The 13761-nt window shown below is 66.6% G+C and carries 13 protein-coding genes; all 13 read left to right on the top strand.

What is annotated here, in order from left to right:
- The first annotated feature begins 45 nt into the window (after nucleotides 1–45).
- The gene (locus WDO72_06150) at nucleotides 46–519 is read left to right on the top strand and encodes a hypothetical protein (protein ID MEJ0085242.1); all 474 of its coding nucleotides are present in this window, start codon (nucleotides 46–48) and stop codon (nucleotides 517–519) included.
- 28 nt (nucleotides 520–547) lie between these two features.
- Entirely contained in the window at nucleotides 548–3175 is a 2628-nt protein-coding gene (mprF, locus tag WDO72_06145) for a bifunctional lysylphosphatidylglycerol flippase/synthetase MprF (protein MEJ0085241.1), read from the top strand.
- The gene (locus WDO72_06140) at nucleotides 3172–3897 is read left to right on the top strand and encodes an AcvB/VirJ family lysyl-phosphatidylglycerol hydrolase (protein MEJ0085240.1); all 726 of its coding nucleotides are present in this window, start codon (nucleotides 3172–3174) and stop codon (nucleotides 3895–3897) included. Before mprF ends, WDO72_06140 begins: the two co-directional genes overlap by 4 nt.
- A gap of 150 nt (nucleotides 3898–4047) precedes the next feature.
- Entirely contained in the window at nucleotides 4048–4839 is a 792-nt protein-coding gene (locus WDO72_06135) for a hypothetical protein (GenBank protein MEJ0085239.1), read from the top strand.
- Nucleotides 4840–4971: 132 nt separating this feature from the next.
- Complete coding sequence (locus WDO72_06130; GenBank protein ID MEJ0085238.1) at nucleotides 4972–5700, top strand: response regulator; 729 nt, start codon at nucleotides 4972–4974, stop codon at nucleotides 5698–5700.
- Nucleotides 5701–5879: 179 nt separating this feature from the next.
- Complete coding sequence (locus WDO72_06125; GenBank protein MEJ0085237.1) at nucleotides 5880–6371, top strand: sigma-70 family RNA polymerase sigma factor; 492 nt, start codon at nucleotides 5880–5882, stop codon at nucleotides 6369–6371.
- A 1-nt stretch (nucleotide 6372) separates the two neighbouring features.
- Nucleotides 6373–7431 (top strand): FecR domain-containing protein, encoded by a 1059-nt coding sequence (locus tag WDO72_06120; GenBank protein MEJ0085236.1) that lies wholly within the window; start codon nucleotides 6373–6375, stop codon nucleotides 7429–7431.
- 22 nt (nucleotides 7432–7453) lie between these two features.
- Nucleotides 7454–8134 (top strand): LuxR C-terminal-related transcriptional regulator, encoded by a 681-nt coding sequence (locus WDO72_06115; GenBank protein MEJ0085235.1) that lies wholly within the window; start codon nucleotides 7454–7456, stop codon nucleotides 8132–8134.
- 93 nt (nucleotides 8135–8227) lie between these two features.
- Nucleotides 8228–9862: a LuxR C-terminal-related transcriptional regulator gene (locus tag WDO72_06110; GenBank protein MEJ0085234.1), complete on the top strand. Its 1635-nt coding sequence runs from the start codon at nucleotides 8228–8230 to the stop codon at nucleotides 9860–9862.
- A gap of 63 nt (nucleotides 9863–9925) precedes the next feature.
- Nucleotides 9926–10771 (top strand): ubiquinol oxidase subunit II, encoded by an 846-nt coding sequence (gene cyoA, locus WDO72_06105; GenBank protein ID MEJ0085233.1) that lies wholly within the window; start codon nucleotides 9926–9928, stop codon nucleotides 10769–10771.
- Nucleotide 10772: 1 nt separating this feature from the next.
- Nucleotides 10773–12773 (top strand): cytochrome o ubiquinol oxidase subunit I, encoded by a 2001-nt coding sequence (gene cyoB, locus WDO72_06100; GenBank protein ID MEJ0085232.1) that lies wholly within the window; start codon nucleotides 10773–10775, stop codon nucleotides 12771–12773.
- Nucleotides 12770–13387, top strand: a complete 618-nt coding sequence (gene cyoC / locus WDO72_06095) for a cytochrome o ubiquinol oxidase subunit III (protein MEJ0085231.1) — start codon at nucleotides 12770–12772, stop codon at nucleotides 13385–13387. Before cyoB ends, cyoC begins: the two co-directional genes overlap by 4 nt.
- Nucleotides 13387–13761: a cytochrome o ubiquinol oxidase subunit IV gene (cyoD, locus tag WDO72_06090; protein MEJ0085230.1), complete on the top strand. Its 375-nt coding sequence runs from the start codon at nucleotides 13387–13389 to the stop codon at nucleotides 13759–13761. The genes cyoC and cyoD overlap by 1 nt, the downstream gene beginning before the upstream one ends.

The raw sequence follows: 13761 nt of genomic DNA, 5'->3' as shown, positions 1-13761 counted from the left end.
CCCAGCCAGCGGCAATTCCGCCGCGGCATTGCATTGGAGCGAAACATGAATGGCAGATACCTGGAGGCCGGAGTCCTCGTGCTCGCGGCGCTGCTCGGCAGCGGCTGCACGACCATGGGAACGGGAACGGGTGAGACGCGGGGCGGCGGGCCCGGCGTGCGTTTCAACTGGACCGCCGAGAGCGCCGTGAAGGGACAGATCACCGCCACCTTCTCGAATGGCAAGAGTTATTCGGGCAGCCTCTTTCAGATCACCACCGACTCGCGGGTCGACGATTTCGCGCCGCTGTGGATCGGCTGGGGCCGGAACTGGGGCGGCTGGCAGTACTGGGACGGCGGTCCGCAATTCATCACTCACTACAGCGGCCGCGTGGTCGCCAACCTGAGCGATCCGGATGGCAACCGCATGCGCTGCAACTTCCGCCTGATCGATGCCTCGCGTGGCATGAGCGGCGGCGGGCAGGGCAAGTGTCAGCTGGGCGACGGGCACACCATCGACGCGGATTTCCCGCAGGCTTGAGCCCCGCTGTCTCCACCGGCGCGGGACCATGAGTGGGCCATCGACGATCAGCGCGCAGCCTCACTCAGTCCCCGCCGGCGTGGATGCTTCGCGGCCGTGGTTGCCGGCGCTGCTGCGCGCGCGCTGGCTCGCGGCCGTGTTCGCCGCGGCATTGCTGGCGGTGGCGCTGTATATCCTGCACCGGGAGCTGAGCGCCGCGCACCTGGCCAGCGCCTTGCAGAGCGCGCGCAATATTCCGGCGCGCACCTTGTTCACGGCGCTGGCCTTCACGGCCGCCAGCTACCTGGTGCTCTCGCTGTACGACTTCCTTTCATTGCGTTATCTGCGCAAACGCGTGGGCCGCGCGCGCACCCTGCTCACCGCCTTCGTGGCGTACGCGTTTTCGCACAACCTGAGTTTCGCGGCGGTCACCGGTGGCGCCGTGCGATACCGGCTGTACGGCAAGCGCGGGCTGACGCTCGGCGACGTCGCGCTGCTCACCGCGTTCAGCTCGCTGACGCTCGGCACCGGCTTCGTGCTGATCGCCGGATTGTCGCTGCTCATCGCGCCGGCGCAGGTCGCCGCGGTGCTTTCGGTGGACCCGGACTTCGTGCGCGTCGCGGGATGCGCGGCATTGTTGGCCGTCGGCGCGTACGTGGTGCTGGCCGCCGATCGCGAGCGCCTGCTGAAGCTTGGAAAGTGGACGCTGCGCACGCCGGGCCCGTGGCTCGCGCCGCTGCAACCGGCGATCGGCGTGCTCGACCTCGCGCTCGCGAGCGCGGTCCTGTGGACCTTGATACCCGCCGAAGCCAATCTCGATTTCGTCACCTTCGCCGGGGTCTACGTGCTGGCCTGTATGGCCGGCATCCTGAGTTATGTTCCGGGCGGGGTGGGCGTGTTCGAGTCCGTCATCCTGCTGCTGCTGCCGCAGGTGCCGCGCGATGCGCTGGCGGGTGCGCTGATCGCCTACCGGGCTATCTACTACCTCCTGCCGCTGCTGATCGCCGGCCTGGCATTCGCCGCCGTGGAGATCGATGCGCAGCGCGCGCGGCTCGCCATCATGGGCCGGGCGGTGCAATCGTACCTGCGCGCGTTCATGCCGCAGCTCGCGGCGGCATTCGTGTTCGTGGCCGCCGCCGTCCTGCTGTTGTCCGGCGCCACGCCGGGAATGGAATCGCGGCTGGTGGAGATCCGGCGCATCGCCTCCCTGCCGGTGCTCGAACTTTCGCATCTGGCCGGCAGCGCCGTCGGCATGGCGTTGCTGATCCTGGCGCGCGCCTTGTCGCGGCGCGTGCGGGCGGCGTATTTCATCGCCTGCTGGTTGCTGCTGGCGGGAATCGTGGCATCGCTGCTCAAGGGCCTCGACTACGAGGAGGCGGTATTTCTCGCGCTGGTGCTGCTCTTCCTGCGTTCCGGGCGCGCGGCGTTCTATCGATCGTCCGCGCTGCTGCAGGAGCGATTCACGCCGGGCTGGACGATAAGTGTCGTGGCGGTGCTGGCGCTCGTCATCTGGGTGGGTTTCGTCGCGCAGCGCCACGTGGCGTATTCGAACGAGTTGTGGTGGACGTTTGCGCTGCACGGCGAAGCATCGCGGATGTTGCGCGCCGCGGTGGTCGCGGCCATCGTCGCCGCGACCTTCCTGTTCGCCAATCTACTCGGTCCACCGCGGGCCACATCGCGCGGCGCGCTGCCGTTCGATGCCAGCCGCGTGCGCGCGGCGCTCGACTGCGCCACCACTTCGCTGGCGCAGGCCGTGCTGGCGGGCGACAAACGTGTGTTGCTGAGCGACTCGCGCCGCGCGTTCATCATGTACCAGGTGGCGCGCCATAGTTGGGTCACGCTCGGCGAGCCGGTGGGGGCGCGGTGCGAACACCAGGAGCTGGTGTGGAGATTCCGCGAGCTGTCGGACCGCAATGGTGGCCGCACCGTGTTCTACCAGGTCAGCGGCGAACATCTGCCGTTGTACGTCGACCTGGGACTCGTGCCGCTCAAGATCGGCGAAGAAGCGCGCGTGCCGCTGCCGGGTTTTTCGCTCGACGGCAGCGCGCGCGCGGAGCTGCGCCAGGCCCACCGGCGCGTCGCGCGCGGCGACGCCACGTTCGAGATCGTGCCGGCCGCGCAAACGCCGGCGTTGATGCCGGCACTGCGCGCCATTTCGGATGCCTGGCTCATCGACAAGGCCACCGCGGAGAAGGGCTTCTCCGTCGGCATGTTCTCGGAAACGTATCTCCAGAATTTTCCCATCGCGCTGGTGCGGTGTGGTGGCACGCCGGTGGCGTTCGCGAATCTGTGGACGACACCGGAGAAAGACGAGTTGTCGGTCGACCTGATGCGATTTGGCGCCGCGGCGCCGCGTGGCACGATGGATTTCCTGTTCGTCGAGCTGATGTCGTGGGCGCGGGCCGAAGGTTACGGCTGGTTCAACCTCGGCATGGCGCCGCTTTCGGGTCTGGGCACCCATCCGCTCGCGCCGGCCTGGCACCAGCTCGGCAATTTCGTCTATCGCCACGGCGAGCACTTCTACAACTTCGCGGGACTGCGCCGCTACAAGGCCAAGTTCCACCCCGTGTGGGAGCCGCGTTACCTGGTCGCTCCCGGCGGGCTGGGCGTGCCGCGAATCCTCACCGACATCTCGATTCTCATTGCCGGCGGACTCAAGGGGTTGATCACCAAATGAACATGCAAAAAGTCTGGATGGCAGTTCTGCTGTGCGTGGTTGCCACGCCAGGTGCGGCGCGCGAGCCGGGCGGCGGCGCGCCGGATTCGCTCGCCGACCTGCCACTCGTGGAAGTGCGGCCCGCGGGTGCCACCGACCGCCTCGCCGTGTTTTATTCGGGCGACGGCGGCTGGGCGGCGCTCGACAAGGGCGTGTCGGAGCGGCTGGCGGACGCCGGCGTGACGGTCATCGGCGTGAATTCGCTGCGTTACTTCTGGAGCGGGCGCAAGCCGGACCAGGCGGCGCACGACCTGGCGCGGCTCATCGATGCCTATCTACTGCCGGAACACGGCCAGCTGCTGCTCATCGGATACTCGACCGGGGCGGACGTGTTGCCGTTCCTCGTCAACCGCCTGCCTGTCGGGTTGCGCGCGCGCGTGACGTCCATCGCGCTGATCGCCCCGGGACACGACACCGCCTTCGAGATTCACGTCGCCGACTGGCTGCCCGGCAGCGGAACGCGCGGCACGCCACTGCTGCCGGAAATAGAACGGCTCGGGCAGCCGGTGCTGTGTTTGTACGGGAAGGGCGATACGTCGGCACTGTGCCCCGATCTGCCCGCGCAGCGGGGAACGACCCAGCAGATCGGCGCGGGACACCATCTCGGCGAGCAATACGCGACGATTTCGGCGCGCATCCTGGCGTTTTCCTCGGTGATCACCACCGCCGGCGCCGGCCGCTGACGTGCCGCACGGCTTGTAGTTAGCCGTGCGCAGGCCGTTGCCGTTTGCTGCAACTGCGTTGCGCCTGAAATGCCGGGCGCCCGGCCAGTAACCGCCCGGTGAGATTCGCCCGCCAGCATCGGCCGTGAATCAAATCACCAGGAGAGTTCGATGAAACTGCGTCATGTAGCGATTCTTTCCGGCCTCGTATTCGCCGCCCACGGCGTCTCGAGCGTCGAGGCAGCCGAGAAGCCGTGGAGTTTCTCGGTATACGTGGGCGACTCCATTTCGGGCAGCGGCACACTGCGCAAGGACAAAAGCGTGACGGTCCCGACACCCACGGCCATCGATCCGAAACTGGCCGGCGCCACCGCCACCGTGGCGATCAAGAAACTGAACTACGAGGATGTGTTCAACAACCGCTACGCGGCGGGGCTCGAGCTCGGTTATGCACCGGGCGAGCATCTGCTGGTCTACGGCCGGGCAAACTACAACGCACGCCAGGGCCGCAACCGCGAAATCGGCGTGCTGTCGAGCACCGCGCTGCCGGGCCGGCACGCGATCCACGCGCGTTTCGGCGACTCGGACAGCCAATCGCTGGAAGCGGGTATTCGTTACCTGTGGCTCGACGATTCGAAATGGCGGCCGTTCGTCGGCCTGTCGCTCGGCGCGACGCACACCGACGACGTGAAAGCTTCGCTGAGCATCGCGGACACGGTGCTCCAGCGCCGCGAAGTGCGGTTCGCGCGTTCGGGTACGGCGTTCAGCCAGACCTTCGAGACCGGCGTGGAATACAACCCGAACCGGCGTCTCGGCGTGCGTCTCAGCGTACGCGCGGACCACGTGGGCGAGCCGAAGGGCGCCGACGATCCGACGCTGACCGCCCTCGGATTCCACAGCAACGACCAGGCCTACAGCCGTTACTCGTTTCCGATCGCGGTCGCCGCGGTGTATCGCTTCTAGTGATTGCGCGGGCCCCGGACTTCATGATCCGGGGCTCGCGTGCCTTGCGCCGCATGATACGAATCCATAATTGGCGTGCGCTTCGCGAAGTCCTACGCTCACTCCCGGCAATCAGTAGTTGGAGTGGCGACCATGGACTCTTCGGGCTCACATGTTCTGGTTATCGACAACGACGCGGACGTTTGCACACGGGTGCGGGAATATCTCGGGCGGCACGACTTGCGCGTGAGCGTGGCGGACAACAGCCAGCAGGTGTTCGAGATGATCGAACGCGATCCGATCGACCTGCTGGTCATGGAGTTGCAGCTGCGCGGCGATGACGGCGTGCGGCTGGCGCGCGACATCCGCCAGACTTCCACGCTGCCGATCGTGGTGTTGTCGGGCCTCATCGAGGAGTCCGACCGCGTTCTCGGCCTCGAGATCGGCGCCGACGACTACCTCACCAAACCATTCTCGCCGCGCGAGTTGTTGGCGCGTATCCGCGCCGTGCTGCGCAGATCGCAGCCCGCTCCCGTGACGCCCGGGCGCGACGAGGGCCTGCGCGCCTACCGCTTCGCGGGGTGGGAGCTCAACGTGCGCCTGCACCGGCTGGTTTCACCCACGGGCGCGCGCGTCACGATCTCGCGCGGGGAATTCAGCCTGCTGTGCGCGCTGCTGGCCGCGCCGCAACGCGTGTTGACCCGCGATCAGCTGCTCGACATGTCGAGGCTGCACAGCACCGAGGTCTACGACCGCTCCATCGACGTCCAGATCATGCGCCTGCGCCGCAAGATCGAAGTGGACGCGGCCGATCCACAGCTCATCCGGACCGAGCGCGGCACGGGCTATTTCTTCGACGCGCAGGTCAAAGTAGTTCGCTAGTCCGCACTGTGCGCCGGCGCCCACGCGTAGCGTGGCGCCGGCTGCCGCACAGCCGTGGTGCATTCCCACGGCCCACGAAACCCGCAGAGATTTATTTTCAGCCGGCAGGGGGCTGACGGACATGTTTTTCCCTCTACAGTGCCAGGAGCCGCAATTTCTGCGGCCCGGTCTCGCAGGGCATGTCCAACAACACTCTACTCACGGGATGGCGGCAGCGGTGGAACCAGAGCCTGTTCCGGTTCCTCGGCCGGCGTGTGAACGCGAATGTCGACATCGAAGACCTGGCGCAGGAAACCTATCTGCGGCTGCTGCGGGCGCGCGACCTGGGTGAGATCCGCAACCCGCAGGCGTACCTGCTGCAGGTCGCGAACCACGTAGTCATCGAATGGCGCGGCGACCAGCCGCAGCCGGGGTCGATGGTGGAGCTCGATGAAGATCAGCTCGTCGACGAGCATCCGCCGGAGCTCGAGCTCGACGCCAGCCTGCTGAGCAGCCGCCTCGACGATGCGCTCGCGGCCGTTTCACCAACCATGCGCGCCGTGTTGCTGCTGCGATTGCAACAGGGCCAGTCGTGCAAGCAGATAGCCGAAGACCTCAACATCACCGCCCGGCAGGTCCGACGATACCTGGCGCGCGGCTACGAACGCCTGCGCATGGTGATGGAGACCTGATATGCAAGCAGAGACAGACAGCACCGCGTCGATTTCAGAACAGGCCGCTGCTTGGTGGGTGGTGTTCCACGACGAAGCCGCGACCGCCGCGGATCACCGCGAATTCGGTCAGTGGGTGGCGAAGGGACCGGATCGCGTCGCTGCGTACCTGCGCATGGCGAGGGTGCAGCGCGCGCTGCAGAGTCCGGCGGTTCGCTGGCCGCAGGTTTCGCGCGCAGCGCTCATCAGCGAAGCAATCGCAGCGCCCGAAGATGTCGTGCCGCTGCGACCGGCGGTTGCCGCCAGGTCCGCGAGCCCGGAACGTGCGCGCTCGTCCACGGCGTTCCCCCCGATCGCGCTGCGCCTCGCGGCTTCGGTGCTGCTGGTGTTGGGAGTCGTGTGGCTGATGGCAGGGCGCCCGGACAAATTCCAGACCGTGATCGGCGAACAAAAAATCGTGTTGCTGGAAGATGGTTCGAAAGTGACGCTGAACAGTGCCTCCGCCATCGAAGTGCAACTCGCCAAGCAGCGCCGGCACGTGTTGCTGGTGCGCGGCGAAGCGTTGTTCGAGGTCGCGCACGATCCGGCGCGACCCTTCGAGGTCGAGACCGGCGATGTCGTGCTGCGCGCCGTCGGCACGCAATTCGACGTCAACCGGCAGCCGCGCCAGACCGTCGTGACGATGGTGGAAGGCAAAGTCGCGCTGGTCTCCGTCGCCGGGCAGCCGCAACAGGAGGATTCGCGGCCGGTGTTGGTGGCGGCCGACCGGATGATCATTTCCGCCGCGGGTGCGCAGGAGCATCGCCATGGCGTCGATGTTTCCGCGGCGATCGCCTGGACCCGGGGCCGGCTGGTTTTCAAGAATCGTGCGCTCGGCGAAGTGGCCGAGGAGTTCAACCGCTACAACCAGGGCCGTATCGAGATCCGCAGCGCGGAGTTGCGCGCGCGCGAGATCACCGGCGCGTTCCGGTCGAACGATCCGGAATCTTTTACCTCGTTCCTGTCGGGCATGCCGGGTGTGCGCGTTGCCGATGACGGCCGGGGTGGCTATCTAGTCACCCTGGACGCCGAAGTTCGATGAACGTTTTCGAATGGAGACTGTCATGACCTATCCAGACCAGATTGCGTTCGTCGTCAACGGCGACTCGCGCATACGCTCGGCACTGCGTGAGCTGCTTTCCGCCCATGGCATCCAGGCCATCACCTTCGAGTCCGCCGCCGACTACCTGGCGTATCCGAAGGCCAGCGCGCCGGCGTGCCTGCTGCTGGACGTGGAGCTGCCGGACTGCAGCGGACTCGATCTGCAGCTGGAGCTGGCGGGAGATTGTCTACCCGTGGTGTTCGTGACGCGCCAGGCCGACGTGGCGTTCTCGGTGCGCGCCATCAAGGAAGGCGCGGTCGATTTCCTGACGATTCCCTTCAAGCCCGAGCAGCTGCTGGTCGCGGTGCGCGCGGCCATCACTCGCGATTCGAGTACGCGCGCCGAGCGTTCGCGGATCAGCGAGCTGCGGCGGCGGCTGGCGCGGCTCACCGCGCGCGAGCGCCAGGTCATGGCGCTGGTGGTGAGCGGCATGTTGAACAAGCAGGTGGCATCGGACCTCGGCATCAGCGAGATCACGGTCCAGGTGCACCGGCGCCGCGTCATGCAGAAGATGGAAGCGGCCTCGTTCGCCGAGCTCGTGCGGGATGCCGAGACGCTGCGTATTCCGCGCAATCCGGAGCGGCCGATCGGCCGGAGCCGGTATTTCGGCGCGGCTCTCGGCACTCCGCGCATGGCGGTGTGAAGTTTCAATCGACACACGCAAGGGCCGCAACCAAATGTTGCTGATACCGAGCGCCGCAATCATGGTCACTCTGCAGCCAGGCAATTGATTCATATGGCAGCACAGGGCAGTAATTCGTACGACGATCCGGGCTTCTCCCTGCACGCACAAAGCGCGCTCTATCCGCCGGTGTCGCTGGTGGGCAGGCTGCAGCCGGAGATTGCGGGCGCGGACGCGCGGCACCTGCGCCAGGACATCCGCCTCGCGCGCCGGCTGCTGCTCGCACAGAATCTCGACGAGGCGCTCGCGGTGCTGGTGCGCGTGGAGTTGTCGTTGCGACGCCTGCCCGCGCTCGAGGCGCGGCGCATGGCCTGCGATATCGAGACGCTGCGCGCGCTCGCGGCGATGTTCTGCGACGATGCGCCGCGTGCATTGCATCTGGCGCGCAATGTCCTGCAAGCGAAAGATCCGGCGCCGTGGAGCGCCGAGGCCGCGCGCATCGTGTGCCAGTTCGCTTTCTGGCGCCTGCGGGATTTCGAGGGTCTGCACGGCGTGCCGCGCCAACCCGCGGCGGCGCGCCGTTACCGGCTGGCCGCCATCGTCGGCTGGTGTATCGACGGCAGCATCGAGCTCGAGCAACTGCGCCTCTCGGTCGCGAAGCGGCTGGCGTTGCGCGCGCTGGAAGAGACGGAAACCGCCTGCGGCAGCGGCAGCGTGTTGTCCGCGGTGCCGGCGAGCCTCGCGGCGCAGGTCCTCTACGAACAAGGCGCACTGGAAGAAGCGGAAGCGCTGGTGCGCGCGCACCTGCCGGCGATTTCCGCCTGCGGCAACCTCGAGTCGGCCAGCCGTGTCTACCGTCTGCTGGCGCGCGTCGCGGCACGCCGCGGCCAGATGGAGATTGCGATCGCGCATCTGCAGGAAGCGGAGCAGCTCGGCGAGCGGCGCGGCTGGGCCGGCCTTGCGGCCATGAGCTTGTACGAGCGCACGCGTTTGCTGTTGTCGCAAGGCGAGCCCGAGCAGGCGCGACTCAGCTGCGAGCGCCTCGAACAAATGTCGGGACGTTCTTTCATCCGTTCGCAAAGCGCCTGGCCGGATGTACGGCGTTACTGCCGCATGGCGCAGGCGCGGCTTTCGCTCGCAGCGGGGCCCACCGCGCAGACCGTCAGCGCGCTGCGGCAGCTGCACGATGAAGCGTTGAGCGGTCGCGACCTGTTCTGCGCCGCGCAGCTGGCACTCGAAGTGGCCGGCGCGCTCGAGCGCCTGGGCCAACACGAGGAAGCGGACCAGTTGTTCCTGCGCACGCTGAGCCTGGGATCGTTCGCCGGTCTTCACCAGACATTCGTGGATGCGCGCCTGCTCATCGGGCCGTTGTTGCAACGGGCGTACGAGCGCAGCCAGCTGCCGGGCTCGCCGTGCCGGCATCTGCTGCCGTACATCGGCGGCCTGCTGGAACAGAAACCGCGCGCGCCCGCGCAGCGCCCGCTTGCGCGCGACATGCCGCCGCCGCCAGTGCCAGCGGGCCGAGCCGCGCGCACGCCCGAAGGCCTGAGCGCGCGCGAGTTCGACGTGTTGATGCTCGTGTGCCGCGGCCTGTCTAACAAACGTGTCGCGCTGACGCTGGCGATTTCTCCCGAGACCGTCAAGGCGTACGTGAAGCGGATCTTCATGAAGCTCAAGGTCGAGTCGCGCGCGCAGGCGGTGTATCGCGCCAGCTCACTGGGCCTGCTGCGCGGAACCGACGGCCACTGACCCGGCGCGCGTACCCCCATCGGGGGGATACGGCGCACCCCCGCGTTTACCGATGATCAACGCATGCAAGCACGCGTGTTCATCCTCGTCCCCGTATTGCTCGGACTGACATCCTGCAAGGAAGGCGTGCTCGATCCGCGCGGCCCGGTGGGCGCGGCGGAACGTCTCATCCTGTTCGATGCCACCACCGTCATGCTCGCGGTGGTCGTGCCGGTCATCCTGCTCACACTGGCGTTCGCCTGGTGGTTCCGCGCCGGCAACAGGCGCGCGCGTTACCTGCCGGACTTCGAATATTCCGGGCGCATCGAAATGATCACCTGGTCGATTCCGGCGCTGCTGATCTGCTACCTCGGCGGAGTGGCCTGGATCGGCTCGCACCGGCTGCACCCGTCCGACCCGCTCGACAGCCCGGTGCCCGCCATCGAAGTGAACGTGATTTCACTCGACTGGCGCTGGTTGTTCATCTATCCGGCGCAGGGCATCGCCAGCCTGAATAGTTTGACCGTTCCGGTGGGTGTGCCGGTGCACTTCCGCATCACCTCGGAAAGCGTGATGAACAGTTTTTTCATCCCGCAGCTCGGCAGCCAGATCTATTCCATGCCGGGCATGACCACGCAGCTCTATCTACAGGCGGACCATCCCGGTACGTATCAAGGCCTCTCGGCGCAGTTCAGCGGCGATGGTTTCTCCGACATGCGGTTCAACGTGGACGCCGTGAGCGCCGCGCAGTTCGCGTCCTGGGTCGAAGCGACGAAAACCCGCGGCGGAACGCTCGATGCGCCGGCCTATGCGGCGCTGGCGCTGCCGGCGCACGCGCAGGGCGTCACGACGTTTGCCGTGGTCGATGACGGGTTGTTCGACCGCGTGTCGTCCGGTCACAGGGCGTCGCAGACGCACGGGGATCACTGAAATGCTCGGAAAACTGACCTGGGCGGCGATTCCGTTCGACCAGCCCATCGTGATGATCGCCTCGAGCGTCGTGGGCCTCGCCATCGCCGCCGTACTCGTGCTCGTGACGCTGAAGGGCTGGTGGGGATACCTGTGGCGCGAGTGGATCACCAGCGTGGATCACAAGCGCATCGGCTGCATGTACTTCGCGCTCGGCCTCCTGATGCTGGTGCGCGGCTTCATGGACGCCATCATGATGCGCACGCAGCTGGCGCTGGCCGCCGGCGGTGCGGCCGGGTATCTGCCGCCGGAGCACTACAACCAGATCTTCTCCGCGCACGGCACGATCATGATCTTCTTCGTCGCCATGCCGTTCGTCGTGGGGCTCATGAACTTCGTCGTGCCGCTGCAGCTCGGCGTGCGCGACGTCGCCTTCCCGGTGCTCAATTCCATCAGCTTCTGGCTCACGGCGGCCGGCGTGTTGCTGGTGAATGCGTCGCTGGTGATCGGCGAGTTCGCGCGCACCGGCTGGCTGGTCTATCCACCGCTGTCCGAGCTGGCCTACTCCCCCGGGGTGGGCGTGGACTATTACCTGTGGTCTCTGCAGATCTCGGGGCTCGGCACGTTGTTGTCCGGCATAAATCTGACCACCACCATACTCAAGCTGCGCGCCCCGGGCATGGGTTACGGACGCATGCCGGTGTTCTGCTGGACCGCGCTGGCTTCGAACCTGCTGATCGTCGCTTCGTTTCCGATCCTCACGGCGACCTTCGCCATGTTGCTGCTCGACCGCTACTGCGGCTTTCACTTCTTCACCAACGAGCTCGGCGGCAACGCGATGATGTACGTCAACCTCATCTGGCTGTGGGGACACCCGGAGGTCTACATCCTCATCCTGCCGGCCTTCGGTGTGTTCTCCGAAGTGGTCGCCACATTCTCCGGCAAGCCGCTGTTCGGCTACCGCTCGATGGTGGTGGCGACCATGGCGATCTGCGTGCTGGCGTTCGTGGTGTGGCTGCATCACTTCTTCACCATGGGCGCCGGCGCCAACGTCAACGGATTCTTCGGCGTCATGACCATGATCATCGCCGTGCCCACCGGCGTGAAGATCTTCAACTGGCTGTTCACGCTGTATGGCGGGCGCATCCGGTTTTCCGCGCCTCTGTACTGGGCGCTGGGTTTCATGGTGACGTTCGTGATCGGCGGCATGACCGGCGTGTTGCTGGCCGTACCGCCGGCTGACTTCGTCCTGCACAACAGCCTGTTTCTCGTCGCGCATTTCCACAACACCGTCATCGGCGGCGTGGTGTTCGGCGTGATGGCGGGCTACAGCTTCTGGTTTCCGAAGGCGTTCGGTTTCACGCTCAACGAGCGGCTCGGCAAGGCCGTCTTCTGGTGCTGGTTCGTGGGCTTCTACCTCGCGTTCATGCCGCTGTACGCGCTGGGCCTCATGGGTGCGACGCGCCGCATGCAGCATTACGCGAACACCGAGTGGCAGCCGCTGATGCTGGTCGCGTTGTCGGGCGCGGTCGTCATCCTGCTCGGCATCATCCTCACCGGCGTGCAGCTGGCGGTGAGCATCCGCAACCGGAGCAAGGGCGCCGCCACCGCCGGCGACCCGTGGAATGGCCGGACACTCGAATGGTCGACGGCCTCGCCGCCGCCGCCGTGGAACTTCTCCATCGTCCCCAACGTGACGGGAGTGGATGCCTTCTGGACGGCGAAACAGCAGCGGCCCATCGAAGGTGGACAGGGAGTTGCCGCGTCGGCGACCGGTGCGGCTCCGTTCCGCGATATCTATCTACCACGCAACACGCCGATCGGATTCCTCATCGCGTTCTTCGCGGTGGTCAGCGGATTTGCGTTGATCTGGCACATCTGGTGGATGGCGATCCTCGGCCTCGCCAGCACCGTTGCCGTCGTGTTGCGGCAGGCCTGGAGCACGGATCGGGAAGACGTGGTCACCGCGAATGAAGTCTCGGCCTTCGAAGCCGGGCGCGTCGCACGGGTGAAACCGCTATGAGCGCCGTGCTGCCGGCGCCCATCACCGCGGAGTTGCCACTGTCGATGCGCGGCCCGGCGCCCGTGCGCGTGGTGGCGGGCTTCGGCTTCTGGCTGTTCCTGCTGTCCGACTTCGTGATGTTCGCGGCCTTCTTCGCCGCGTACGCCGTGTTGTCCGGAGAAACCGCCGGCGGACCCACCGGTGCCGCGCTGTTCGACAAGTCGCGCGTGTTCATCGAGACCTTGTGCCTGCTGGCATCGAGCGTGACCTGTGGCTTCGGTTCGCTGGCCGTGCAACGCGGCGACCGGCTCGCTACCTACGGCTGGATGACGGTGACCTTCGCGCTCGGGGCCGCATTCCTCGGCTTCGAGGTGACGGAATTCGCCGGCATGGTCGCAAGCGGCGCGGGTCCCTCCCGCAGCGCATTTCTCTCCGCATTCTTCGCGCTGGTGGGCGCGCACGGCGTGCACGTCACGCTCGGGCTGGTCTGGCTGCTGGTGATGTTGCTGCAGGTCGCGACACTCGGTCTGCAGCCGGCGGTCCGCCGCCGCCTGTTCTGCTTCGGCCTGTTCTGGCACGCGCTCGACATCGTGTGGGTCGGCGTGTTCACCGTCGTCTACCTGGGAGCGCGCTGATGTCCGTCACGAGTGAACCGCAGGGGCATGCGCCGGGGGAAGCCGAGGGCACACACGCCAGCCCGCGCAATTACCTGATCGGCGTCGGCTACGCGCTCGTGCTCACGCTGGCATCTTTCTGGGCATCGTCGACCTCGCTCGTCTACGCGCCGAGCGTGCCGATCCTGCTGGCGGTGCTGGCGGTCGCGCAGATGGGGATCCACCTGGTGTACTTCCTGCACATCTCGAGCGCGCCCGACCAGACTAACAACTTCCTCGCGCTCGCCTTCGGCATCTTCGTCGTCGGCCTCGTGATCTTCGGCTCGTTGCTCATCATGTCGAACCTGAACCACGCCATGATGCCGATGGATCGGCTGATGGAGATGCAGCGCTAG

Source organism: Pseudomonadota bacterium (assembly GCA_037200975.1).
Lineage (GTDB): Bacteria > Pseudomonadota > Gammaproteobacteria > Steroidobacterales > Steroidobacteraceae > CADEED01.
Note: the sequence above shows the minus strand (reverse complement) of the source record. Positions and strands in the feature narration are given on the sequence as shown.